Raw genomic sequence first — 25,404 nt, forward strand, 5'->3', positions numbered from 1 at the left:
CATCCACTATATCGGAATTTCGAGCGAAGTGAAAGCGACAACATCTAATATAGCGGATTTTTGACCGCAAACAGAAGAAGCCTAAAACTTCACGACCATCAGGATCGCGCGTGCGGGGCCGTCAATGGCCTCGATCGCATGCGGGACGTCGGCGGCGTAGCGGGCCGTGTCGCCTGTCCCGATCATGCCCCTGGCGACCCCGGATGTCACCGCCAGCCGTCCCTCCTGGGCAATCAGCTGTTCGCGGGTGCCGCGCGAATGCGGCTTGCTGTCGAGCTTGCCACCCTCCTTGAAGATAAGCTCGTAGACCTCGAGCTTGCCGGCATCCTGCGGAGCGGAGAGAATGCGGATCTTGCAACCGTCGCCGGCCCGGTCCAGTGCCGGCGTCTGGTGTTCATGCAGGATCTCGACCCTGTCTTCGGCGACCTCCTCTCCGAGCAATCCGGCGAAATCGACGTTCAGCGCCCGCGTCAGATTGAGAAGCGTCGCGACCGTCGGGTTCGACTCGCCGCGCTCGATCTGGCTGACCATCGACCTTGAAACACCGGAGATCTTTTCGACCGCTTCCAGCGAGAGGCCCTGTGCGCGGCGCGCCTGCTTCAGGCGCTCCGGAAGCCGGGAGAGAATATCAGAATCTGTCATGGCGGAAATAAAGTCAGTTTCGCGCGCCATTGCAATTGCTCTTTTGCGACGCGCGTTTGCGGCGTGGCGTGTTTTTCTGCCGCTTGCCGTGTGTCCGCAAGCCATCGTCGTTTCCAAAGTGCATCCTGTCGCAAACGGAACAGATGCTGCACTGCGCTCTCACATAGCGTTCCGGGCACTGTCAGCGGCGCATCCCGCCTGACCAGATCCAGTTTTCAAGGACATGCCGCGGAGATAACTAATGGCAAGCGATATCGAAATTGCCCGTGCAGCCAAGATGAAGCCGATCCAGGAAATCGGCGACCGTCTGAACATTCCAGATGAGTCCCTCCTGCCCTACGGCCGGACCAAAGCCAAGGTCTCGGCCGACTATATCGAAGGTCTCGGCGAGCGCGAGAACGGCAAACTGATCCTTGTCACCGCGATCAACCCGACGCCTGCCGGCGAAGGCAAGACAACGACCACCGTCGGCCTGGGCGATGGTCTCAACAAGATCGGCAAGAATGCGATGATCTGCCTGCGCGAGCCGTCGCTTGGCCCGTGTTTCGGCATGAAGGGCGGCGCGGCAGGCGGCGGCTATGCCCAGGTCGTGCCGATGGAAGACATCAACCTGCACTTTACCGGCGACTTCCACGCGATCACGTCTGCGCACAACCTGCTGTCGGCCCTGATCGAGAACCACATCTACTGGGGCAACGAACTCGGCATCGACCAGCGCCGCGTGACCTGGCGCCGCGTGCTCGACATGAATGACAGGGCTCTGCGCTCGATCGTCTGTTCTCTGGGCGGTGTCGCCAACGGCTTCCCGCGCGAGGGCGGCTTCGACATCACGGTTGCCTCGGAAATCATGGCGATCCTCTGCCTTGCCACCGACCTGGAGGATCTGCAGAAACGCCTCGGCGACATCATCGTCGCCTATCGCCGCGACCGCACGCCGATCTACGCCCGCGATCTGGAAGCGGACGGCGCGATGACCGTTCTCCTGAAGGAAGCCCTGCAGCCGAACCTTGTGCAGACGCTGGAAAACAACCCGGCCTTCATTCATGGTGGCCCGTTCGCCAACATCGCACATGGCTGCAACTCGGTTGTCGCAACTCAGACGGCGCTCAAGCTTGCCGACTACGTCGTCACCGAAGCCGGCTTCGGTGCGGATCTCGGCGCTGAGAAGTTCTTCGACATCAAGTGCCGCAAGGCGGGTCTTTCGCCCGACGCCGTGGTCATCGTCGCAACCATCAAGGCCCTGAAAATGAACGGCGGCATCGCCAAGGACGATCTCGGCGCCGAAAATGTCGACGCGGTCGTCAAGGGCTGTGCCAACCTCGGCCGGCACATCGAGAACGTCAAGCAGTTCGGCGTGCCCGCCGTTGTGGCGATCAACCATTTTACAGCGGACACGGAAGCCGAAGTCCAGGCAGTCAAGGACTACTGCGCGGACCTCGGCGTCGACGCGATCCTGGCAACGCACTGGGCCAACGGCTCCGCCGGTACGGAAGAACTGGCGCAGCGCGTGTCGGAACTTGCCGAAAGCGGTGCAGCGCAATTCGCGCCGCTCTACGAAGACAGCCTGTCGCTGTTCGAGAAGATCGAGACGATCGCCAAGCGGATCTACCGGGCCGACGAGGTGCTTGCCGACAAGTCCGTGCGCGACCAGCTCAAGCGCTGGGAAGCGGACGGCTTCGGCGATCTGCCCGTCTGCATGGCCAAGACCCAGTACTCCTTCTCCACCGACCCGCAGCTGCGCGGCGCACCGACCGGGCACAGCCTGCCGGTCCGCGAAGTCCGCCTGTCGGCTGGCGCCGGTTTCATCGTCGCGATCTGCGGCGAGATCATGACGATGCCCGGCCTGCCGCGCGTCCCGTCGGCCAACCACATCCGTCTGGACGACAACGGCCAGATCGAAGGTCTGTTCTGATCTGTCCGGACCAGAACAGCTAACTTGGGCGGGTCAATCGACCCGCCCTTTTCTTTGTGACCGCCGGTTTACCGGCACTGTCGCGTAAGCGACTTGCCGTGTCGCATTGAAGATATCGGCAAAACAGCCTTCAGGCATAAGGTTTTGTACTAAGTTATAATCACTTGCGCCCTGTTGGAGCTGCCCATGTCCGATGAAGAAGATATCGATCTCGCGTCTCTTTCCGACGACGAACTCGTCGAACAGATGCATGACGACCTTTACGACGGTCTTCAGGAAGAGATCGTGGAAGCCGTCAACATCCTCCTGGAGCGCGGATGGGCACCCTACGACATCCTGACGAAAGCGCTTGTCGAGGGCATGCGCATTGTCGGCATCGACTTTCGCGACGGTATTCTGTTCGTGCCGGAAGTTCTCCTGTCCGCCAACGCCATGAAGGCCGGAATGGGAATCCTGCGTCCCCTGCTGGCGGAAACCGGCGCGCCGAAGGTCGGCAAGATGGTCATCGGCACCGTCAAGGGCGACATTCACGACATCGGCAAGAACCTCGTTTCCATGATGATGGAAGGCGCAGGCTTCGAAGTGATCGACATCGGCATCAACAATCCGGTCGAGAACTACCTCGCCGCGCTTGAAGAGCACCAACCCGAGATCCTCGGCATGTCGGCCCTCCTGACGACCACCATGCCCTACATGAAGGTCGTGATCGACGAAATGAAAGCCAAGGGCATTCGCGACGATTACATCGTGCTTGTCGGCGGCGCACCGCTCAACGAGGAATTCGGCGAAGCGGTCGGAGCCGACGGTTACTGCCGCGATGCGGCCGTTGCGGTCGAAATGGCGAAGGACCTGATTGCCCGCCGCCACAACCAGCTCGCCGCAAAAGGCTGAGACGGTGTTTGAAGGGGCTGCCGGCATGCATGTGGGCGAGCCGCTTTTCCCGATCCAGAACGAAGAGGACGCGAACGACAAGATCGGACGCGTCCTCATCATTGCCTGCGGCGCACTCGCGCGCGAGATCATCGCGGTCCGCGATCTGAATGGGCTCGATCACATCGATCTCACCTGCCTGCCGGCGCAGCTTCACAACACCCCCGACAAGATCCCCGACGAAGTCCGGCGCACGATCCTGCTGCACCGGGACGCCTATTCGGAAATCCTGATCGGCTATGGCGATTGCGGCACCGGCGGCCTTCTCGACAAGGTGCTGGAGGAAACCGGCGCGAGGCGGATCGAAGGCGCACACTGCTACGCGTTCTTTTCAGGCCTCGAGGAATTCGACAGGCTCGCGGAAGAAGAACTGGGCACGTTCTATCTCACGGACTTCCTCGCGCGCCACTTCCAGTCGATGGTCATCGAACCACTGGGTCTGGACTGGCACCCTCACCTGAGAGACATGTATTTCGCCCATTACAAGCGGCTGGTCTACCTGGCGCAGACCGACAATCCGGACCTTGAGAAGGCGGCGTGCGATGCTGCCGAGAGACTGGACCTGACCTTCGAGATCCGGAGAACCGGCTACGGTCTTCTGTCCGGATTTCTGGGTGCAGAGGCAGAGCGTTGACGCGCGGCCGGGACAAGTCGGATTTTCACGCTCATATGCCGCTATCAGGCGACCTCAATCGAACTGCTTCCGGCAAACATGCTCTCGGAGGAAGATGAGCAAATGGCGCAGAAGATTATCGTTTTTTGGCGGGATATCCCGGCACAGATCCTGGTGAAAAAGGGCCGCAAGTCCGCTCGCCGCGAGCTGCCCGCCGTTTTCATGGAAGCGATCGATGCATGCGCCATGCGGATCGGTGCGAAAGACAGCGAGGCCTACATGGCCGAGTGGCGGCGTACCGACCCTGTCGAAGTCTCTGACGATCTTGAAACCGAAGCGGAAACGGCCCTGAGCGAGTTGCTCGACGCCTATCCCAAAGACAGACTGAAGACCCTGCTCGCAAGTGGAGGAACGGAACATGACTGAACAGCGCTTATTGGCCACCGGGCGCTTTGCCGCCTCCACCGAAATGTCGCCGAAGCAGGTGGTCGAGAAGACCGAACTCCTGGCGAACATTCCGGCCGGCACGCAGGTTTATGTCACGGATCTCGGCAATGCCGCAGAAGACACGATCATCGACGCGGTGCGCATCCTGACCGACAACAAGCTGATCGCCGTTCCGCACATGGCCGCGCGCCGTTATCCCTCGCGCGAGGCATTCGAGCGCCGGGTCACGCGTCTGACCCAGGAAGGCGGCGCAACCGAAGTTCTCGCGATCGCGGGCGAAGCCGAAACCGCCGGGCCGCTGACCTCGTCGGTCGCGCTGCTTGAAACCGGCCTGTTCGACAAGCTCGGCATCCGCAAGATCGCCGTTGCCGGCCATCCGGAAGGCGCGCCTGATATTGCACCGGACGTGATCCAGTCCTTCCTGATGCGCAAGCACGCGCTGGCCGCCGAGAGCGACGCCGAATTCCGCCTGGTGACCCAGTTCGGCTTCGATCCCCATCGCGTCAGCCTCTGGCTGGACGAATTGCGCGACTGGGGCAACACCTTTCCGGTGCATATCGGTGTCGCCGGCCCCGCCAAGATGACAACGCTCCTGAAATACGCCGCCTTTGCAGGTGTCGAGAATTCGCTGAAGTTCCTGAAGAAGCGGGGCGGCGCCGTTGTCTCGATGCTGGCCGGATACGATCCGGAAACCATGGTCGAACCGCTCGAGGCGCGCGTCACAAGCCAGCCGGACACACAGCTTGCACAGATCCACGTCTATCCGTTCGGCGGAATCCAGAAAACCGCCGACTGGCTGCATGGACGCGGGAGCTGGTCCTTTCAACCCTCATCATCCCTGACTGCCAACGAGAGCGCCTAAATGACACGCACAGTCGTCGCATCCGCCACCAAGGAAATCGTAATCGGTTTCGATCAGCCGTTCTGTGTCATCGGCGAACGGATCAACCCGACCGGACGCAAGAAGCTTGCGGCCGAGATGGTCGAAGGCAATTTTGAAACCGTGAAGTCGGATGCGCTGGCACAGGTGGCCGCGGGCGCAACGATGCTTGACGTCAATGCCGGCGTCACGGCGGTCAATCCGAACGAGACCGAGCCGCCGCTTCTGGTCAAAACTCTCCAGATCGTTCAAGAGCTTACGGACATTCCCTTATCAATCGACTCATCGGTGACGGAGGCAATCAGGGCCGGTCTGGAAGTGACCAAGGGCCGTCCGCTGGTGAATTCGGTCACGGGCGAAGAAGAAAAACTCGAAGCGATCCTGCCGTTGATCAAGAAATACGACGTGCCGGTCGTTGCCATCTCGAACGACGAGACAGGCATTTCGGAAGACCCGGATGTCCGCTTTGCCGTTGCCAAGAAAATCGTCGAACGCGCCGCGGATTTCGGCATTCCGGCGCACGATATTGTCGTCGACCCGCTGGTCATGCCGATCGGGGCCATGGGCACGGCCGGACAGCAGGTGTTCAGGCTTGTACGCCGTCTGCGCGACGAGCTGAAAGTCAACACCACTTGTGGCCTCTCCAACGTCTCGTTCGGGCTTCCGCATCGGCACGGCATCAACGCCGGCTTCATTCCGATGGTCATCGGCGCCGGCATGACCTCTGCCATCATGAATCCGTGCCGCCCGCAGGAAATGGAAGCCGTACGCGCTGCCAACGTGCTGAACGGCACGGACCCGAACTGCCAGGAATGGATCATGACCTACCGCGATCACCAGCCGGCCGCAGCCGGTACCTCGGCCGCACCCGTGGAAGCGGCGGCCGGCTCCGGCGGACGCCGCCGCGGCGGCCGTGCGGCACGTAGGTCCGCAGGATAGGGAGGGAATGGATGCATCCGCTTGTTGCTCTCAAGCGGATGCCGCCGGAAAACGCCGATCGGATGCCCCACCCCAATCCCCTCCCTAAAAGCGGGAGGGGTTTTGTGCGTGGAGAGGCAATGTTCCGAGCGCAAGGTCTGAGACTGAGCTGAAGCACAGGCTGGGAGAGTGAACACGGAAGAATTCCCCTCCCCCTTTTAGGGAGGGGTCAGGGATGGGGGTTTCGAACCCTCGAATTTGGACGCTGCCGAAACGAAGCGAAAGCATGAACGAACACGCCAAACTTGCCAAAGTCGTTTTCCAGCCGAGTGGGCGGCGCGGAACGTTTCCCGTCGGCACACCGTTGCTCGACGCGGCGCGCTCCCTTGGTGTCTATGTCGAATCTGTCTGCGGCGGGCGCGGCATCTGCGGGCGCTGCCAGATCTCCGTTTCCGAGGGGACCTTCGCAAAGGAAAACCTGACCAGTTCCGCGGGCAACCTGGAAGGCGCGACGGAAGCGGAAACCCGCTACGCGACGCTGCGCAGCCTGGCCACTGACCGGCGGCTCTCCTGCCAGGCAAAGATCCTCGGCGATCTGGTCGTGGACGTTCCGACCGATGCCCAGACCAACCGCCAGGTGGTGCGAAAACGCGCCGAAGCCAAGCATATCGACGCCGACAGCGCGGTCTCGCTCGTCACCGTCACCATCGACGAACCGGACATGGAAACACCGCGCGGCGATATTGACCGCCTGCGCGAAGCTCTCGCACACGAAGCCGGCCTGACCGATCTTGCGGTCGATCCGATCCTGCTTCCATCCGTGCAGACGATCCTGCGCAAGGGCGAATGGACCGTCACCGTGGCCATTTACGCCGATGAGGCACTCCTGCCAACCGTGACGGCCCTCTGGCCAGGAGAGAAAAAAGCGGTTTACGGCCTGGCAGTGGACATCGGCTCGACAACAATCGCTGCGCATCTGTGCAATCTGAAGAACGGCAGAACGGTCTCCTCCGCAGGCACGTCCAACCCGCAGATCCGCTTCGGCGAAGACCTGATGTCGCGTGTGTCCTACGTTCAGATGAACCCGTCGAAGCTGCCGGAGCTGACAAAGGCCGTGCGCGAGGCGATCAACGCGCTGGTCGGCAAGCTTGTTGGCGATGTCGGTGCGCAACGGTCAGACATTCTGGACGCGACCTTCGTCGGCAATCCGGTCATGCATCACCTGTTCCTCGGGATCGATCCGGTCGAACTCGGCGGCGCGCCTTTTGCGCTGGCCGCTTCCGACGCCATGGTGCTGACGGCCCGCGATCTGTCGCTGGAACTCAATCCCGGTGCCCGTGTCTACATGCTGCCCTGCATTGCCGGTCACGTCGGCGCCGATGCGGCTGCAGCCACCCTGTCCGAAAGCCCCTACAGCCATGACGAGATCACTCTGCTGGTGGATGTCGGCACCAACGCGGAAATCGTTCTGGGCAACAAAAACCGGCTGCTGGCGGCCTCATCGCCGACCGGGCCTGCCTTCGAGGGCGCGGAAATCTCGTCCGGTCAGCGCGCAGCACCTGGTGCCATCGAGCGTATCCGCATCGACAAGGAGACTCTTGAACCGCGGTTCAAGGTGATCGGTGTCGACGAGTGGTCGGACGAAGAGGGTTTTGCGGAGAAGATCGACAGTGTCGGCGTGACCGGCATCTGCGGGTCCGGCATCATCGAAGCCGTCGCCGAAATGTATCTGGCCGGTCTCATCACCGAAGACGGGGTCATCGACGGAGCGCTCGCCGCCCGCACACAGCGCGTCCAGGCCCAGGGGCGCACCTTTTCCTATCTCATCGCGGATGAGGACGTGGAGATCTCGATCCTGCAGACAGATATCCGCGCCATCCAGCTCGCCAAGGGCGCGCTCTACGCAGGCGTCAAGCTTCTCCAGGACAAGCTCGGCACCTATGCGCTCGACCGGATCCGGCTGGCGGGTGCCTTCGGCAGCTACATCGACCCGCAATATGCCATGGTGCTCGGCCTCATTCCCGACTGTCCGCTCGACGGTGTGACGGGTGTTGGCAACGCCGCCGGAACCGGCGCGCGCATGGCCTTGCTCAACCGGGGCTTCAGGCGCGAGATCGAACAGACCGTGCGCGACATCGAAAAGATCGAGACGGCGCTGGAGCCGAAATTCCAGGAGCACTTCGTCAACGCCATGGCCCTGCCCAACAAGGTCGATCCCTTCCCGCATCTGCGCGCCGCAATCGACCTTCCCGAACGCAAGAGCCCGGCCGCGGACGAGACCGGTGGCGGTGAGCGCCGGCGCAGACGCCGGCGGGGATAATCGCAAGCGCGCTCAATGGCCGCCGGTCACCCCGATCAGGAGCTGAAAACCGGCAATGCTCAGGCAGAGGAGCACACCTGCCAGTCCCCACCAGCGCCGTTGGTGCAGGTTCCCTGACCGCTCTCTTGTGCCCAGTCTGAAAAGCGCGAGATTGACCAGCGCGAAGACACCCAGCGTGACGAGACTTGTTGCCGAGGCAAGCTGTACGAGCGGAAAGAACAGGGCGAGCAACAGGACCATTGCCGCAACAAAGACCGTAGCCCTCGCAGGCGTCTGCCGGCCCGGATCAACATTCGAAAACCACCTGGGTGCAAGGCCTTCGTTTCCCATGCCATAGAGCACGCGGCTCGCCATGACGATCTGCACCAGAATGCCGTTGACCATGGCAATGGATGCGGCCGCCGCCACCGGCTTTCCTGAAAGTCCCGACACGGCCTCGAAGACGCGCGCCATCGGCGCGGGCGAGGCAACGATTGCCTCTCTCCCCTCCGCCAGCGCCGCAATGATGGCAAGCAGCGCATAGACAAAAAGCGTGATGCCGAGCGTCCAGAAGATCGCGCGTGGGACGGTTCGCTCGGGAGCCACGGTCTCCTCGCACATGTTGATCATGTCTTCGAAACCGATGAAGGCGAAGAAGGCGAGCACGCTGCTCGACAGAATGCCGCTCAGGACAGCGATATTCAGCACCGGCGACAGGGTTCTCGCCACTTCCGGCAGATCGGTGAGCAGCGGAGCGCCGAACGCGATCACGACAAGAAGCGTTCCCAGTTCGATCAGCGTCACCGCGGCTGCAAAGACAACGCTTTCGCGAACGCCGTACCAGGCCACGACCGACAGGCCACAGATCACCAGCCCCACCAGAAGAAACTCGGGCAGGTCGACGAATTCACGGATGTATCCGGCAAAGGAAATCGAGATGACGGCGCTCGAGATCGTCCCGGTCGCGACGACGCCGTAGCCGGCAAAGCGCGCGAACGCGCTACCGACACCGCGGTTCACAAAGACAGCCTCGCCGCCCGCCTTCGGAAACCTCCTGATCAGCGACGCGTAGGAAACTCCCGTGACGCCCGCGATCAGCCCTGCAAGCAGAAAGGCCAGAGGCGCCTGGTCGCCCGCCAGCGCGAGCACCTCTCCGATCAGGGCGAAGATCCCTGCCCCGATGGTGACACCGACGCCATAAAAGACCAGCCATGGCAAGGAGAGAGTCCGTCTGAGACTGCCGGTACCGGTTTTTTCCGATGTGCTCATGCGGGCATTGTCGCGACGATCCGGTGCCGCGCCAATTCGGCGTTCCACTTAGATGTTTCTGTTATACTAAGGATCCAGAAAGAACTGCTCGCGCAGCTGATCCCAGATCTTTTCGCCGATCATGCAGTCATAGGGTTCTTCGAAGGTGAACTGCACGGGCTGGACAAGTGGCTGCTCCGGCTCGAAACCTCCGATTTCCAGGATGAGCTTGCGGCGCACCGCGTCGGGAAACTGGGCCCAGTCCGTGACCGGAATGACGAAGCTTGCCGGCCCGCCCGTGACGCACTTGCGGTAGTAGACATCGAGATCCGGAATGTTGAACTGCGATCCCGGCCCACCCGTCGTCATCAGCGGCAGGCCGTTGATCGTGATCCCCTTCTCCAGTGCCGCATCGCGCGCGATCGTGACCGCCCTGCCGTGGTTGTTCGGTCCGTCGCCGGAAATATCGATGACATGCCGGTCGGCCCGGAAGGGCACGTCTTCCAGCAGTTCGGCCGCGTGGGTGATCGCGCCGGATATGGACGTCCGGCGCTGGCTGAAGGACCTGTCCGCCAGAACCTGGTCGGAAAAGGCCTGCGCGTCAGCCGCTTCGTCGATCAGCGACCAGTCCACGATCACGCGCAGGTGGTTGTCGTTTGCCCACTCGAACATCTTGAGCGCGATCCGGCCACGCGCGCCGAGGTCGATGGCCCTGATCACCTCGGGGCTGGCGATTGCCGCCGCGTAGCCCCTGCGCTGGAGTTCCAGTTCTTCCTGGGACATGGACCGGGAGACGTCGATGGCAAGCACGAGGGCCACATCCACCTGTTCTTGTCCTTGTTCCTGGGCCTCCGCCTGCGACTGGAAATCCGCCCCCAAAAGGACGGCGAACAACAGGAAGGGTGTGAGTGCCGCTCTCCACATGTCCTCATCCTACCTGAAAACGCGGCGCTCCGCAGCGGTGCGCTTTCGATCCTTGATAACGGCTGCGTGAAACAATCGCCGCCCGGCTACTTTTCAGCTATCGCGGAGGCGCCGCGTTCCGCTATAACAACCGCAAAACAATCGATCCAGGAAACGGCCATGTCTGAAACCGCCGCGAACGACCAAACCGAAAAGCCGATGCTCGGCACGCTTCTGCACGAAGGGGTCTACCGGATCGTCATGCAGCGGCCGGACCGCATGAATTCGCTCTCCTCGCAGATGATGGCGGCACTGTCGGCGGAACTCGACGAAGCCGCTCGAAATCCGGCCGTGCGGGTCATACTGCTGGGCGCTGAAGGCAAGGTTTTCTGTGCCGGACATGATCTGAAGGAACTGACCGCTGCCCGCGCCGAAGCCGATGGCGGCAAGGCGACCTATCAGCGGATCATGGCCCAATGTTCAGATCTCATGCAGCAGATCGTCCGTCTGCCCAAGCCTGTCATAGCGGTGGTGACCGGCGTCGCCACGGCTGCCGGCTGCCAGTTGGTTGCCTCCTGCGATCTCGCGATCGCAACGGATACGGCAACCTTCTGCACGCCGGGCGTCAATATCGGCCTCTTCTGTTCAACGCCGATGGTGGCGCTGTCGCGCAATGTCGCGCCGAAACACGCGATGGAAATGCTGCTCACGGGAGAAAGCATCGATGCTTCGACGGCCAAGGAGTTCGGGCTGATCAACCGGATCGTTCCAAGAGACTACCTGGACCAGGTCGTCCAGAAATACGCCGAAACAATCGCTTCCAAGTCCCTGAAAACGCTCAAGATCGGCAAGGAAGCCTTCTACCGTCAGCTGGAAATGCCGCTGTCCGAAGCTTATGATTTCGCCGCGAAGACCATGGTGGACAACATGCTGGCGAATGATGCCGAAGAGGGCATTTCCGCGTTCCTGCAAAAACGCAAACCCGACTGGACGGACAGCTGAGCCGCACATGAACCACGACAGTTATTCCGACGCCTACATCAAGGGCATCCTCGATGAGGTCAAGACCGTTGCGATGATCGGCGCGTCGGCCAACAATGTCCGCCCGTCCTATTTCGTTCTGAAATACCTGCTTTCAAAGGGCTACGAGGTCTGGCCGATCAACCCGGGCCAGGCCGGCAAGGAAATCCTCGGCCAGACAGTCTACGCCTCGCTGGACGATCTTCCGGATGTCCCGGACATGATCGACATCTTCCGCAATTCGGACGCTGCGGGACAGATCATCGATCATGTTCTGCAAAGCGGCAAGTTGCCCAAGGTCATCTGGATGCAGCTCACGGTGCGCCACGACGAAGCGGCCAAACGCGCCGAGGATGCCGGGATCAAGATCGTGATGGACCGGTGCCCGAAGATCGAATACGGGCGGCTCTCCGGCGAGATCGGCTGGGCCGGCGTCAATTCACGAACCATCTCCGCCAGGCGGCCGACACTCAAGTCGGGATTCCAGCATCGCGGACTGACGGGCAAGACTGAAAGCTGAAGCCGCCGGATGAACAGAAACGACGCTTCGGCACACTCAAGCCCTTGATATCGGTATTCCAACAAGGCACGTGAAATAGAAAAATCCTGCTTTGACCTCCCCCCAAGGTTCGGTCAAACTGCGCCAAATTCCAAAGGGAGGTTATTCATGAGCGAAAATATTCCAGGGTTTTCCACGCTGGCCATTCATGCCGGCGCTGCGCCCGATCCGTCCACGGGCGCACGCGCCACGCCGATCTACCAGACGACGTCCTTCGTCTTCGACGATGTCGATCATGCGGCCTCCCTGTTCGGCCTGCAGGCTTTCGGCAACATCTACACCCGCATCACCAATCCGACGACCGCCGTTCTGGAAGAGCGCGTCGCAGCCCTGGAAGGCGGCACCGCCGCCCTTGCGACCGCATCCGGCCACTCCGCGCAGCTGCTCTGCTTCCACACCCTGATGCAGCCCGGCGACAACATCGTTGCGGCCAACAAGCTCTATGGCGGCTCCATCAACCAGCTGAACCATTCCTTCAAGAGCTTCGGCTGGAGCGTTAAATGGGCGGATCCGGACGATCTCAACACATTCGAAGCGGCCATTGACGAGAACACCAAGGCGATCTTCATCGAAAGCCTGGCGAACCCGGGCGGTATCGTCATGGATATCGAGGCGATCTCCGCACTCGCCAAGGCCAAGGGCATCCCGCTGGTCGTCGACAACACCATGGCAACGCCCTACCTGTGCCGGCCGATCGAGCACGGGGCCGACATCGTGCTGCACTCGCTGACCAAGTTCATGGGCGGGCACGGCAACTCCATGGGCGGCATCATCGTCGACGGTGGCAGTTTCGACTGGTCCGCCGGCGGCCGGTACCCGCTTCTGTCGGAGCCGAGACCGGAATACCAGGGCATCGTCCTGCACGAGACTTTCGGCAACTTCGCCTTCGCGATCGCCTGCCGCGTGCTCGGCCTGCGCGATCTCGGGCCCGCGATTTCGCCGTTCAACTCCTTCATGATCCTGACTGGCATCGAGACGCTGCCGCTGCGCATGCAGCGCCATTCCGACAATGCCAAGAAGGTTGCGTTGCACCTGTCCGGACACAGCAAGGTCAAATGGGTGTCCTACGCGGCCCTGCCGGAAGACAGGCACCATGCGCTTCAGCAGAAATACATGCCCAAGGGAGCGGGAGCCGTCTTCACCTTCGGCGTCGAGGGCGGATACGATGCGGGCGTGGCGCTCGTGTCAAAATGCGAACTGTTCTCGCACCTCGCCAATATCGGCGACACGCGCAGCCTGATCATCCACCCGGCCTCCACGACGCACCGTCAGCTGACCGACGACCAGAAGACGGCCGCTGGCGCCGGACCGGACGTCGTGCGCGTTTCGGTGGGTCTTGAGGAGGTCGACGACATCATCGCCGATCTTGATCAGGCGCTGTCCGACTGACATAAGTGACGCAAAGTCGAAATGCCCGCCCCTCCGGCGGGCATTTTTTTGGTCAAATACCTTTGCCCGAAACTCCCTCCGGTCATGCCATGGCTCGACCATGGCATCCATGCCGTTTCCTTTCTTAATCCTGAGGCGGCGAAGGTCTCGGCATGGATTGCAGGGTCAGGCCCTGCAATGACGCGGTGTTTTGCGGCAAAATACGTTTTTGGACCGCTACCCCCTGACCGGGTAAGCGCCCTTGAGCGCGGCCAGATGGGCCACAGAGGCGGCGAGGACGAAAACCGCGAAACCCTGGTGGACGAGCGCCATCGAAAGCGGCACCTGCCAGATGAGCGTCAGGATACCGAAGACCGCCTGCAGCACGACGAAACCGCCGAGATGCGCACCGGCGCGCCTCAGGGAACTGCGGCCACTCACCCGGAAGGTCGACCACATCAGGATCAGCGCCAACACAATGAGCAAGTAAGCCGTCATCCGGTGCTGGAACTGCACGGTGAGCACGTTTTCGAAAAAGTTCAGCCACACCGGTTGCAGCAGAAGCAGGCCATCGGGGATGAACTGACCGTCCATCAGCGGCCAGGTGTTGAAGGTCATACCGGCATTCAGGCCCGCAACGAGGCCGCCCAGGAACATCTGCACAAACACCACCGCGAGCACGACAGTGCTCAATCCGGTCAGCCTGTCTCTTTCCTCGGGCAACGGGTCTTCCAGCGGGGTCAGCCTACGCGCGATCCAGAACAGGTAAGCGAATATGATCAGCGCGAGCGTCAGGTGAGTTGCAAGCCGGTATTGGCTGACATCGACACGATCGACCAGACCCGATGCGACCATCCACCAGCCGACAAAGCCCTGTAACCCGCCAAGGGCGAGCCCAAGAAGAAGACGCGGTTTGAGCCAGGGTTCGACACGGCCGGCAACCCAGAACGCCACCATGGGCACAAAAAAGGCGACGCCTATGACGCGGCCAAGCATCCTGTGACCCCACTCCCACCAGAAGATGAACTTGAACTCTTCCAGGCTCATGCCCTTGTTGATGAGCTGGTACTCGGGAATCTGGCGGTATTTTTCGAGTTCTTCTTCCCATTCCGCTTCGCTAAGCGGCGGGATGACGCCGTGTATGGGCTTCCACTCGGTGATGGAAAGTCCGGATTCGGTCAATCGGGTCGCGCCGCCGACCACGACCATCGCCAGGATCAGAAGGCACACACAATAGAGCCACCAGCGGATCATGACCCGGCTGCGTCTAATCCGTTCCAGCTTTGCAGGCGCAATCTGGACGCTGGCAGCGCCCTCGCCGTTTGCAATCACGTTCATAAACCCGTCCCGGTTATCCCATCGCCGATTTGACCTTTGGTGTGCGGAGATATAGGTGCAATGACAACACGGCAAGCAGACTGAGACATTTTGCGTCAATCGGTCTCGAATTCCGGATCATTCAATCGCTAAAACGGACACTCCCGACGATGGTTCCCTCGTTTCGCAAATTTGTAGGCATGGTGCTTCTGGTCACCTTCGTGATCATCTACGCGTTCACGGCGATGGTGATCGGCGACATGACCCTGCAGCAGGCTTCGAACCTTGTCCGCTTTATCTATTTCGCGATTGCCGGCCTGTTGTGGGTGATACCGGCAGGCGCCATCATCTGGTGGATGGAAAGAAGCGGGAAAAACCGGACCTGACGCCGAATCCCGAGGCCGCCCAACGGGCGGCGCGATAGAGCGCGAAAGGCGCGCCTGTCAGATACTGATCGACGATGGCCGGCTCCTGGAAGCGCCCGTTCAACGAGACCCTCGGCAACATCATCGGATCGCGGGCATTCACCGACTGCAGAACACCGGGCAGTGTCGTCACCGAAGACGAAAAGCCGATGTCGCGGAGAATTTCCGCATCGCGCAGGCTGACCGCATGCGATTTTCCATAAGGATAGGCAAAGTGCTTCGGCCGCCTGCCGAGTTCCTTCTCGAGGATCTTCAGGCCCTTGGTGACATCGGCGCGGGCCGATGAACTGTCCAGCCGCGCCAGCGCAAAGTGATCGTGCGTGTGCGCCCCGATGGTTACGAGTTCGTCGCTTGCCAGCTCGCGCACTTCGTCCCAGGTCATCATCTGCTCGTCCGCGAGACCGGCAAGATCGAGGTCATACTTCCCGGCAAGCGCGCGAATGATCTTGCGCTGGTCAAGCTCACCGATTTCAAGGGTCAGGTAGTCGACGATGCGCTCGAAGCAGCTGTTCTTTTCCGCCGCCGTTCCGCATGGCAGGCCGTTTTCCTCGCCTGCCCGGGTGAATTCGACCGTCTCGTTTGCCGCTATGATCCGTTCCAGTGCCAGCCACCAGAGTTCGCTGGTGCGCTCGACAAGGCCGGTGGCGACGAACACCGTGAACGGTGCCTGCAGGTCCTTGAGCACCGGATAGGCGACCTTGAGGTTGTCGCGGTAACCGTCGTCGAAGGTCAGCACGGCATAGCGATGGTGACCGTAGCCCGATTTCAGAAGATCGACCGCCTCGTCCAGCGATATGATTTCATAGCCGTTCGCGCGTATGCGCTCGACCGCAAGGCGGAGAAACTCCGGCGTGATTTCAAGATGGGCATTGGGCTGAAAGGCATCGTCACGGGCCGGACGGACATGATGCATCATGAAAACGGCACCACATCCCTGTGTCAGCGGAGCCATCGCGCGTCCAAGACCGGATCCCTTCAGAACCCGGAATGCGCGCGAAACTGCTTTTTGACGAATGCCCATATGGCGCCGGTGCCCGTTTATGAATTAAGCGCCATTAAGGCACGTATTCTTTAACAATTGTTGCTAAGTCTACCGGGCTCGAGATTGCCCGGCCAGCACAACCCAAAGTTTTCGTCAATGATCGTTTAAAATGGATTACCCCTATGTCAGCGGCAAATGCGACCAGCTTGAACTCAGGAGACAAAGGCGGTTTCGCGCAGAAATCGCAGGCCCTGCAGATCGTCTTGTCAGATGACATCCAGGCGGCGGCGTCCGGCTGGAAACAGCTGGTGGCTGGCGGTTTCGGCAATCCCTATCAGTCCCCCGGCTGGCTTGCGGCCTGGAGCCAAACGATCGGTCAGGACCTGGATGTCACGCCCGTGATCGCGACCGTCCAACTTGACGACAAGCCGGTTCTTCTGCTTCCGCTTGGGCTGCAGAATTCCGCAGGCACCAGAACGCTGTCATTCCTTGGCTATCAGAATGGGAACCAGAACACGGCGATCTGGGATCGGGAGTTTTACCGGAGCGTGACAGAAAGGCAGATCTCGGAGGTTCTGACCAGTGTGTGCAGAGATGCCGAGGCCGATCTGCTGCTCCTGCAAAACGTCCCGGAAACCTGGAACGGCCGGCGCCATCCGCTTGTCCTCGACGGAGCGACACCCAGTCCGAGCCCGATCTTCACCCGCCGGCTCGCCGATGACTTCGAGACGCTTTTCCGTGAGACGCACAGCAAATCCTCGCGAAAGAACCTCTTGCGCAAACAAAGGCACCTGCAGTCGGTCGACGGATACCGCGTGATCAGGGCCGAAACCGAAACGGATCTGCGCAACGGGTTCGAAGCTTTTCTCGAACAAAGGTCAAAACGCGCGCAAGAGGCCGGCATTCCAAATGTTTTCGCAACCGCATCCGCGCGGCAATTCCTGGAAAGGATTCTCGGGCTTGCCGGCACGGAAACCGCCCACCGGGATCTGGACCTCTGGTTTCTCGAGGCGGACGGCAAGATCCGGTCAACCTACCTGTGTGCGCAGGGCGGCGGCACGATCCATGCCTACAGCAACAGCGTCGCACATGACGCGTTGTTGCCGAACAGCCCCGGCCTGGTCCTGATCAAGGAAATCGTCGAACGCGCCTGTTCTGATCCGCAGACGACGGAACTTGATCTCGGGCTGGGCGAAGAGCGGTACAAGACTTCCTGGGCCGAACCCGTACCTCTCAGGGATAGCCGCATGGCCGTTTCGCTGAAAGGCAACATCAAGAAGAACCTGGAAGCGCTTCGGTTGCAGGCAAAATCCGCGGTGCGGAATTCAGATGTGCTCTGGCCGCTGGTGCGGCAGATGCGCCGCTGGAAGTCTGCCGGCAGCGGATCGTAGTCCGAAAACTCCCACCCTGCTCAGCTGTTACTCTAGGCCCGTTTCATACCGGTCGCCGATGCGCGTCAAGCATGTTGCCCGCGCACGGGAACGTTTCGGCACGGGCATCTGGAAGCCGGTGCCTCACGCTGCGTGTCCGTCTCCGTTTCGGCGGGGATCCGGGGTCAAGTCCCCGGCGATCAGGACTTCCACCCTGGCTCCGGTGTTGTGTGCCAGCAGGTTGGCGGCGCTTTGCAGCTCGTGCCCGTGATCCGGTGCGCTCGCGGCGATGAACACGCGGTCGGCAAAGCTCAGCATGCGTGCACTTGCGAGCGATCCGTCAATTGCACCCAGATCGACGACGACCACCTCATAGGTGGACTTGATCGCATCAAGGGCGAGCCTGAAGCGATCCGACCTGACCATGTCGTCGGTGATGGCGAAGCGGCCGGATTCGATGATGTGGGCCTTCGACACCGCGTCCCGGTAAACCACCTTGGCAAACGGCATGCGGCCGGACACGACGTCCGAAAACCCTTCCGCGGCCCGGTTGTCGGCCTGGTCGGGGAAGACTTCGACAACCAGGGCAGACGCCCCGTTTCCGGCTGCCTTGCGCACAAGATCGAAAGCCAACTCGTGCGACAGGTTTTCGTCGTCGACGCTCAGGACAACGATCCGCCCCGTCACATCGATATCCTTGGAAAAGGATGCCTTGGGCTGTGTCTTCCAGGGAATGCCAGGTGTCTTGTCCGCCAGCGGCTCTAAGGCGGTTTCCTTGTCCAGCGGCGGCCTCGGCTCGTCCTTTGCAGGCGCCGGTTCATCATTGCCGCGCAGATTGTCCAGCCAGTCGGGCGACACATCCTGATCGTAATCACTCCTGGCATCGACGGGTTCGCCCCGGTGGCGCGTGCGCGTCCGGCGCGGCGATGAAGGAATGCCCGCAAGATCAACGACGCGTTCGGCATCGGGTGCCTGTTCGCGCGGCTGCCCGCGCTTCAAGTCAGGTGAAAGGTCGTAACTTGCCGAAGACACGCCATATCCCGGTGACCATCCCAGAGGATCGCGCGCAGACAGGTTGGCGCTCATGAACTGCCCGCCGCTCGAAGGCTCCATGGCGGGCGTACGCCGGTCCGGCCGCGCGTGCATTTGCGCAGATGACGAAGCGCCAGAGGCATTCACGCGGTAGAGGGCATCGCCTGAGAGAAAGGCGCGCATCAGCACGAGGGCACAGCCGAGTATGAAGGTCACAAGAGCGGCGATGATCGTGCTCGGAATGATCTTCGGCGCATAAGGCTCCACCGGGACGCTGGCGCGCGAAATGATGCGTGCGTCTGCCGGCAGCACCTGTGCACGAAGCCGGGAATCAGCTTCCTGAAAGCTGAGCATGAGCTGATCGAGCTGCGCGGCCTTGGCGTTCGCTTCCCGTTCCAGTTCGCTGAGGCGCGCCTGGTCGGCATTGGTCCGGGCGGCCGCCGTTTTCAGGTCCTCAAGCCGTGCTTCCAGCGCAAGCGCCTGCTGATTGGCCACCTTCGCATCGTTTTCCAGTCCCTGGAGAATCTTGCCCGCTTCCGAACGGATCTGCCGGTCATAGTCGGCAAGCTGAGACTCCAGCGAACGGAGCTGGGGATGGTTCGGCAGCAGCGTGATCGACAATTCGGCAATGTTCGACTGGATCTCGACCTGCCGCTCCCGCAGCCTCTGGATCAGGGTCGAATTGAGCACATCGCTCGCCGTTTCGAGCGATCCGCCGGAATTGAGCAATTCCCTAAGCAGATCCGCTTTCGCCTGCGCCTCGGCCTTGGAAGCCTGCGCCGCGGAATAGTCGCTGCTGGTTTCGGCCAGCTGCTGCTGGTTGAGCGGAATGTTGTCGGCACCGATCAGAAGATCCGCCCGCGCCCTGAAATCAGCGACGGCCTGCCTCGCTGCCTGAACCTCCTTGCGCAGCTCGATGATCTGCGGCTCAAGCGCGGCGGAGGCCAGTTCCGTGGTTTCTCTCTTGGCGCTTGATTGCAGCGAGAGATATTCGTCCAGGATGGTGTTGGCGACTTTCGCGGCGAGAACGGGGTTTTCCGCGGAATAGTCGACCGCGATGACCCTGGAGCCCTCGAGCTGGTAGATATCGAGATTCTCGTAAAAGTGCTTGAGAACCCTCTCCTCCGCGCTGTTGCCCGCCGAGTCGCTTTTCAGACCGATCGCGGTCAGGAGATCACCGATGAGAGACCCGTCGCCTCTGGCATCGAATTCGGGGATCGCCGCCAGGCTCAGCTTGGAGGCCACCCTGCGTGCGAGGTCCGCGGACATGAGCAACTGCACCTGGCTGGCAACCCCTTCGGCGTCCAGGAGCGCCCTCTCCTCTTCAATACCGCGCGACGCACCGGGAAACTTGTTGTCGGTGCTCTCGATCAGAACCCTGGCTTCGCTCTTGTATTTGGGTGCGACGAACTGCAATCCGATGAAAACGGCAGCCGCCACGAGAAGCGTCAATGGCAGGAGCCAGCCCAAGGCACGGCCGATCGCGCGCAACAATCCGCCCAGATCAAGCGCCATGTCGTCTTCAGGATGGGTCTGCCGATCAGCATTCATTGGGTTCTGTCTCCACATTCCGGCAAACTATCGCGAATTAGGGTAAGCGATCGGTTAAGCTTTCTGCAATTGCATGTTCGCCGGCGTTAATCTTTGCATCGGCCTCGGTTGTTTTGACAGGCCCACGCAAAAACGCTCTTCACGCTCAATTAACCATAACACGCGATGCTGTCCTGGAATTGTAGGAGAGTCGCTGATGCGTACGAGAGCGCTTGTTGTTCTGGCCTTGTGCCTGGGCCTTGCCGCGTGCAGTGGATACAGACAGCCGCCAACGGCGTTTCATGAAACGCTGACACAGCCCTATCGCCTGGATTCCAGCGACAGGCTGCGCATCATCGTGTTTGGCCAGGACGACCTCTCCAACACTTATGTCATTGATCAGGCTGGTTATATTTCCTTCCCACTTGTCGGTAGTGTTGCTGCAAGGGGCAAAACCCAGCAGGGACTTGCCGCCGAGATTGCCGCCAAATTGCGGCAGGGATATATCCGCAATCCGGATGTTTCCGTGGAAGTGGATACCTATCGTCCCGTCTTCATCATGGGCGAAGTGCAAAATGCAGGCCAGTACAACTATGTGGCGGGCATGACCGTGCAGAATGCCATCGCCACCGCCGGCGGTTTCAGCTCCAGAGCACAGCAGACCAACGTCGACATCACCCGGCAGATTAATGGTGAAGTTCTAAACGGCCGTGTTCCCATTTCGGACCCGATCCGCCCGGGAGACACCATTTACGTTCGGGAACGCTATTTCTAAAACGCCCCCCATTAACGGTGGACTCATCTCCGTTTGATACGGTGCAGCCTCAATACCTCACGGGTTCAAAAAGAAACCCGGGGGTAAGAACAGGGAAACTGCACCATGACAACGACCCCAATGCGGATCGTGCATTGTGTCCGTTCGCCTATTGGCGGGATTTTCCGTCATATACGCGATCTGGCGACCGCTCAGTCGGAAGCCGGGCACGATGTCGGCGTAATTTGTGACAGCAGTACGGGCAGCGAATTCGACAACAGGCTGATGGACGAGATCAGGCCAAGGCTCTCTCTCGGTCTGGCACGCTTTCCGATGCAACGGCAACTCACCTTTCAGGACATGTCCGCGGCACTGGCCCTTTACCGGCACGTGCGCGACCTTCGTCCGGACGTCCTGCACGGGCACGGTGCGAAGGGCGGAGCCTATGCCCGGCTGATCGGGACGGTGCTGCGCCTGCGCGGCAACAAGGTCGCGCGCGTCTATTGTCCGCACGGCGGCAGCCTTCACTACGATCCGAACCGGTTCGAGGGCCGCGTCTACCACACGCTCGAATACCTGCTCGGGCGTCTGACCGACGGCATCGTCTTCGTCTCCGATTACGAGGCGGCGGCGTATGAAAGCAAGGTCGGCCTGCCGAAAGCAAAGACGCGCATGGTCTATAACGGCCTGACACCTGCCGAGTTCACGCCCGTCCCGGCCAGCGCGGATGCGGGTGACTTCCTCTATATCGGCATGCTGCGGGATCTGAAGGGACCGGATCTCTTCATCGAAGCGCTTTACAACATCCGCCTGAAGACCGGCACCGCGCCCAGCGCCCATATCGTTGGCGAGGGACCTGACGAAGAGCGTTACCGCAAGCTGGTCTCCTCTCTCGGGCTGGAAAAGTCCATCACGTTCCATGGCGCTCTTGCCGCGCCCGACGCCTTCAAGCTGGCGAACACCGTCGTGGTGCCCTCGCGCGCAGAGGCCATGCCGTACATCATCCTGGAAACGGTTGCCGCGCAGCGCCCCCTGATCGCAACGCGTGTCGGCGGCATTCCGGAGGTTTTCGGAAAACATGCCGACCGCCTGATCGAACCGGGTCATATCGGGAAGCTCACGGTCGCGATGGAAAATGCCTTGTCGGAACCGGAGCGCATGGCCGCCGACGCGAAGGAACTGCGCAGTTGCCTCGCCGAGACATTTTCCGTCGAGCTCATGAGCGACCGGATCACCACACTTTACCAGGAAATCAAGGGCCTCAAGCCCCAGGAGGTTTCCGTTTCAGGTGCGAAAGAGACGGTCAGCGCACGCGCCAGGCCTCAATCCGTCTATGCCAGATCGAGCAACCGATAATGAGCAATCCAGCCCTCAAACCTTCTCAGACCGTCCACCGGGAGCCGGAAGGCAATGCCGGCATAGATCTGCGGCAGAACCTGGAAAGGCAGTTCCGGCACAGCGTCGATGACGCGATCGGCCCGCAGAACTTTCATGCGTTGCCCACGGCCGAAAACGGGCTTTCCGTTGCCGCGCTGCAGCTTGCCCAAAGTCTTGGCGGCAAGGGGATCTCCGTTCCCGTCCTGACAGGGCTCGTCAGGTTGACCGACGTGGTTCTGATCATGCTCAGCGCCGGCGCCGCCGTTTTCGCTGGCGGCGGCGACCTCGCCGCCGGCTGGTCCGCCGTCTTTGCGACCCTGGCAGCCGTTCTGTTCACCCTCGCCTTCTTCCAGGCAGCCGACGTCTACCAGGTTTCGGTGATGCGCCAGGGATTGTCGCAGCTCGGGCGCGTTGCGGCCGGGTGGACGCTTGTCTTTGCGATGTTTGCCCTTTTACGCTCGACCACGGGGATCGGCACAGGATTGCCCGACCCATGGATCGGCGCATGGTTCGCGCTCGGATTGACGGGGCTCTGCCTGTCGCGCCTTGTCGTCTATTCGCTTGTGCGCCACTGGATGACCCGCGGCCGGCTCGAACGGCGCGCGATCATCGTCGGCGGCGGAACGGCGGCGGCGGAACTGATCCACGAGATCGAGGCCCAGCCCGACAACGACATCCGTATCTGCGGCATTTTCGACGACCGCGCCAACGACAGGTCCCCTCCGGTCGTGGCCGGGTATCCGAAGCTTGGAAACATCAGCGCCCTCGTGGAGTTCGCGCGCCTTGCCCGGATCGACATGCTGATCGTCTGTATTCCCCTGCGCGCTGAAAAGCGGGTTCTGCAGCTTCTGAAGAAGCTCTGGATCCTGCCGGTCGACATCCGTCTGTCCGCACACACGGACAAGGTCCGATTCCGCAACCGGGGCACATCCTTCATCGGCACGGTTCCCTTTGTCGACGTCGTCGAGAAACCGATCGCCAATTGGGACATGGTCGGCAAGCGCATCTTCGATCTCGTGTTCGCGACTGCGGCGATCGTGGCGCTGTTCCCGCTCATGATTGCAGCGGCGATCGCCATTCGCCTCGACAGCAAGGGGCCGATCCTGTTCCGTCAGAAACGTTATGGCTTCAACAACGAGATCATCGAAGTCCTGAAATTCCGGTCCATGTATACCGAGATGTCGGATCCCGACGCCAAGCAGGTCGTGACCAAAGGTGACCCGCGCGTCACCCGCGTCGGCCGTTTCATCCGCAAGACGTCGATCGACGAGTTGCCGCAACTCTTCAACGTCCTGGCGGGCACGCTGTCGCTTGTCGGCCCGCGGCCGCACGCGGTCAACGCGCATACCGACAACACCACCTGGGACGATGTGGTCGACGGCTACTTCGCCCGACACAAGGTCAAGCCGGGCGTGACCGGCTGGGCCCAGATCAACGGGTGGCGCGGTGAAGTCGACACGCAGGAAAAGATCGAAAAACGGGTCGAATGCGATGTCTACTATATCGAGAACTGGTCGATCCTGTTCGACCTGAAAATCCTCCTGCTGACACCGTTCCGGCTGCTCAATACGGAGAACGCCTATTGAGCACCGTTGCCGGATATTCTGGCGCTTACGGACCGCACGCGCCGATTGGCCTGCCTGTCAGGAGCCTGGGCAACGGCGCGCTTTGGCTTGCCGCGTTCCTGTCCGGTTTCGTGATCGAGGAGCCCGCCCCTTACGAGCTCTACATGGCTTTCCTCACGGTGGTCTGGCTCGCCTGCGGGCTGAAGCTGCGGCGCGAGTTCGGACCGCTGATCATCTGCCTGATGCTCTACATCACCGGCGGCATCGCCTCGGTCCCGATCGCGAACGACTTCGGCGACGCGTCCATGTACATGGCCGTGTCCGGATTCCTGGCGATCACCGCCATCTTCTATGCCGCGATCCTGGCCGAAAAGCCGGAGCGGTTCCGCATCATCCAGAACGGATACACGGTCAGCGCCGTCTTGGTGTCCTCGGTCGGCATCGCCGGCTATTTTCAGCTGTTCCCGGGCGCGGACTATTTCACGCTTTATGACCGGGCGCGCGGCACCTTCAAGGATCCCAATGTTTTCGGGCCGTTTCTTGTCCTGCCGACGCTGCTGATCATTCAAAAGCTGCTGCGCGAGTCGGTTCTGAAAAACGTCTTGTTGCTGCTCCCGCTGACGGTGCTGCTGCTCGGCATTTTCCTGAGCTTTTCCAGGGGGGCCTGGGGCGTGCTCTTCGCCGGCGTGCTGGTCGTCTATTTCCTTGCCCTGGTGACGGAGCAAAGCAACCAGCGCAGGATGCGCCTGATCATGATGGGATTTACCGGCGTGCTGGCCGTCTTCGCGCTTCTGGCAGCCGCGCTCTCCATCGATACCGTTGCGGAGATGTTCGAACAGCGGGCGCGCCTGGTCCAGGACTACGACAGCGCCCGGCTTGGCCGGTTCGCGCGCTATGCGCTCGGTTTTCAGCTGGTGATGGAACACCCGCTCGGCCTCGGGACGCTCGGTTTCCGGAACTATTTCCCGGAAGACACCCACAATGTCTACCTGAAGAGCTTCACGACCTATGGCTGGCTCGGCGGCGTCACCTATATCGTGCTGGCGCTCTGGACGGTTTCAGCCATGGTGCCGCTCCTGTTCAAGTCGCGGCCCTGGACCGGCTTCACCCAATGCGTCTTCGCCGTTTTCCTCGCTCACCTGATCCTGTCGGTGATTATCGATACCGACCGCTGGCGGCACATGTACATGCTCTACGGGCTCGCCTGGGGCCTGATTGCGGCCGACAGGATTGAGACCCGGCGATCCCGCTCCGGTTTTGCGACAGGGAACCGGATGGGTGGACAAAGCCGGTCCTGACCCCAACAAGCGGCT

General features: G+C 61.2%; 22 protein-coding genes. 16 read left to right on the top strand and 6 right to left on the bottom strand.

Translation table 11 applies throughout. The annotated features are described in order from the left end of the window. Positions 1 to 81 precede the first annotated feature (81 nt). The gene (locus ACO08A_RS28165) at positions 82 to 672 is read right to left on the bottom strand and encodes a helix-turn-helix domain-containing protein (RefSeq protein WP_422039157.1); all 591 of its coding nucleotides are present in this window, start codon (positions 670 to 672) and stop codon (positions 82 to 84) included. 211 nt (positions 673 to 883) lie between these two features. Between ACO08A_RS28165 and ACO08A_RS28170 the strand changes: the two genes are divergently transcribed. The 7 genes from ACO08A_RS28170 (at position 884) to ACO08A_RS28200 (ending at position 8,662) form a co-directional block, all read left to right on the top strand. After that, on the top strand, positions 884 to 2,554 hold the full coding sequence (locus ACO08A_RS28170) for a formate--tetrahydrofolate ligase (protein WP_422039158.1): 1,671 nt from the start codon (positions 884 to 886) through the stop codon (positions 2,552 to 2,554). A 186-nt stretch (positions 2,555 to 2,740) separates the two neighbouring features. Then, positions 2,741 to 3,445: a corrinoid protein gene (locus tag ACO08A_RS28175; RefSeq protein WP_421982497.1), complete on the top strand. Its 705-nt coding sequence runs from the start codon at positions 2,741 to 2,743 to the stop codon at positions 3,443 to 3,445. Next, positions 3,408 to 4,118 (top strand): DUF1638 domain-containing protein, encoded by a 711-nt coding sequence (locus ACO08A_RS28180; RefSeq protein WP_422039159.1) that lies wholly within the window; start codon positions 3,408 to 3,410, stop codon positions 4,116 to 4,118. The genes ACO08A_RS28175 and ACO08A_RS28180 overlap by 38 nt, the downstream gene beginning before the upstream one ends. Before the next feature lie 102 nt (positions 4,119 to 4,220). Next, positions 4,221 to 4,523 carry a virulence factor gene (locus ACO08A_RS28185; RefSeq protein WP_421982495.1) on the top strand — a complete coding sequence of 101 codons (303 nt, stop codon included), beginning with the start codon at positions 4,221 to 4,223 and terminating at the stop codon, positions 4,521 to 4,523. Further along, positions 4,516 to 5,406: a methylenetetrahydrofolate reductase gene (locus ACO08A_RS28190; RefSeq protein ID WP_422039160.1), complete on the top strand. Its 891-nt coding sequence runs from the start codon at positions 4,516 to 4,518 to the stop codon at positions 5,404 to 5,406. Before ACO08A_RS28185 ends, ACO08A_RS28190 begins: the two co-directional genes overlap by 8 nt. Next, entirely contained in the window at positions 5,407 to 6,363 is a 957-nt protein-coding gene (locus ACO08A_RS28195) for a methyltetrahydrofolate cobalamin methyltransferase (protein ID WP_422039162.1), read from the top strand. Between the two features lie 265 nt (positions 6,364 to 6,628). Further along, positions 6,629 to 8,662: an ASKHA domain-containing protein gene (locus ACO08A_RS28200; RefSeq protein ID WP_422039163.1), complete on the top strand. Its 2,034-nt coding sequence runs from the start codon at positions 6,629 to 6,631 to the stop codon at positions 8,660 to 8,662. A gap of 12 nt (positions 8,663 to 8,674) precedes the next feature. Here ACO08A_RS28200 and ACO08A_RS28205 read toward each other — a convergent pair whose 3' ends face one another. Both ACO08A_RS28205 and ACO08A_RS28210 read right to left on the bottom strand, forming a co-directional pair. Next, entirely contained in the window at positions 8,675 to 9,958 is a 1,284-nt protein-coding gene (locus ACO08A_RS28205) for an APC family permease (RefSeq protein ID WP_422039164.1), read from the bottom strand. Positions 9,959 to 9,976: 18 nt separating this feature from the next. Next, positions 9,977 to 10,813, bottom strand: a complete 837-nt coding sequence (locus tag ACO08A_RS28210) for a DUF1194 domain-containing protein (RefSeq protein WP_422039165.1) — start codon at positions 10,811 to 10,813, stop codon at positions 9,977 to 9,979. Between the two features lie 159 nt (positions 10,814 to 10,972). Here ACO08A_RS28210 and ACO08A_RS28215 point away from each other — a divergent pair, with 159 nt between their 5' ends. From ACO08A_RS28215 to ACO08A_RS28225, 3 genes are all read left to right on the top strand, one after another. Beyond that, positions 10,973 to 11,794, top strand: coding sequence for an enoyl-CoA hydratase (locus tag ACO08A_RS28215; RefSeq protein WP_422039166.1), 822 nt, complete (start codon positions 10,973 to 10,975; stop codon positions 11,792 to 11,794). 7 nt (positions 11,795 to 11,801) lie between these two features. Continuing rightward, positions 11,802 to 12,332: a CoA-binding protein gene (locus tag ACO08A_RS28220; RefSeq protein ID WP_422039167.1), complete on the top strand. Its 531-nt coding sequence runs from the start codon at positions 11,802 to 11,804 to the stop codon at positions 12,330 to 12,332. 147 nt (positions 12,333 to 12,479) lie between these two features. Further along, a complete protein-coding gene (locus ACO08A_RS28225; protein ID WP_422039168.1) occupies positions 12,480 to 13,760 on the top strand; it encodes an O-acetylhomoserine aminocarboxypropyltransferase in 1,281 nt (426 codons plus the stop codon). 216 nt (positions 13,761 to 13,976) lie between these two features. Here ACO08A_RS28225 and ACO08A_RS28230 read toward each other — a convergent pair whose 3' ends face one another. After that, on the bottom strand, positions 13,977 to 15,077 hold the full coding sequence (locus ACO08A_RS28230; RefSeq protein ID WP_422039169.1) for a COX15/CtaA family protein: 1,101 nt from the start codon (positions 15,075 to 15,077) through the stop codon (positions 13,977 to 13,979). A 179-nt stretch (positions 15,078 to 15,256) separates the two neighbouring features. Here ACO08A_RS28230 and ACO08A_RS28235 point away from each other — a divergent pair, with 179 nt between their 5' ends. After that, positions 15,257 to 15,442 carry a DUF2842 domain-containing protein gene (locus ACO08A_RS28235; RefSeq protein WP_422039170.1) on the top strand — a complete coding sequence of 62 codons (186 nt, stop codon included), beginning with the start codon at positions 15,257 to 15,259 and terminating at the stop codon, positions 15,440 to 15,442. On the opposite strand, the gene ACO08A_RS28240 is transcribed toward ACO08A_RS28235, so the two are convergent. Continuing rightward, on the bottom strand, positions 15,402 to 16,397 hold the full coding sequence (locus tag ACO08A_RS28240) for a polysaccharide deacetylase family protein (RefSeq protein ID WP_422039171.1): 996 nt from the start codon (positions 16,395 to 16,397) through the stop codon (positions 15,402 to 15,404). The two genes, ACO08A_RS28235 and ACO08A_RS28240, sit on opposite strands and share 41 nt — an antisense overlap. Before the next feature lie 248 nt (positions 16,398 to 16,645). On the opposite strand from ACO08A_RS28240, the gene ACO08A_RS28245 reads away from it, so the two are divergent. Beyond that, positions 16,646 to 17,854 carry a GNAT family N-acetyltransferase gene (locus tag ACO08A_RS28245; protein ID WP_422039172.1) on the top strand — a complete coding sequence of 403 codons (1,209 nt, stop codon included), beginning with the start codon at positions 16,646 to 16,648 and terminating at the stop codon, positions 17,852 to 17,854. Between the two features lie 123 nt (positions 17,855 to 17,977). Here ACO08A_RS28245 and ACO08A_RS28250 read toward each other — a convergent pair whose 3' ends face one another. After that, positions 17,978 to 20,416 carry an exopolysaccharide transport family protein gene (locus tag ACO08A_RS28250; protein ID WP_422039173.1) on the bottom strand — a complete coding sequence of 813 codons (2,439 nt, stop codon included), beginning with the start codon at positions 20,414 to 20,416 and terminating at the stop codon, positions 17,978 to 17,980. A 196-nt stretch (positions 20,417 to 20,612) separates the two neighbouring features. Between ACO08A_RS28250 and ACO08A_RS28255 the strand changes: the two genes are divergently transcribed. The 4 genes from ACO08A_RS28255 (at position 20,613) to ACO08A_RS28270 (ending at position 25,389) form a co-directional block, all read left to right on the top strand. Continuing rightward, positions 20,613 to 21,170, top strand: a complete 558-nt coding sequence (locus ACO08A_RS28255) for a polysaccharide biosynthesis/export family protein (protein ID WP_422039174.1) — start codon at positions 20,613 to 20,615, stop codon at positions 21,168 to 21,170. 105 nt (positions 21,171 to 21,275) lie between these two features. Then, on the top strand, positions 21,276 to 22,505 hold the full coding sequence (locus tag ACO08A_RS28260) for a glycosyltransferase (RefSeq protein ID WP_422039175.1): 1,230 nt from the start codon (positions 21,276 to 21,278) through the stop codon (positions 22,503 to 22,505). Continuing rightward, complete coding sequence (locus tag ACO08A_RS28265; protein ID WP_421982479.1) at positions 22,505 to 24,112, top strand: undecaprenyl-phosphate glucose phosphotransferase; 1,608 nt, start codon at positions 22,505 to 22,507, stop codon at positions 24,110 to 24,112. The genes ACO08A_RS28260 and ACO08A_RS28265 overlap by 1 nt, the downstream gene beginning before the upstream one ends. After that, positions 24,109 to 25,389, top strand: coding sequence for an O-antigen ligase family protein (locus ACO08A_RS28270; protein ID WP_422039176.1), 1,281 nt, complete (start codon positions 24,109 to 24,111; stop codon positions 25,387 to 25,389). Before ACO08A_RS28265 ends, ACO08A_RS28270 begins: the two co-directional genes overlap by 4 nt. Positions 25,390 to 25,404 lie beyond the last annotated feature (15 nt).

The sequence above is a fragment of the Roseibium sp. genome (assembly GCF_965232425.1).
Classification (GTDB): domain Bacteria; phylum Pseudomonadota; class Alphaproteobacteria; order Rhizobiales; family Stappiaceae; genus Roseibium.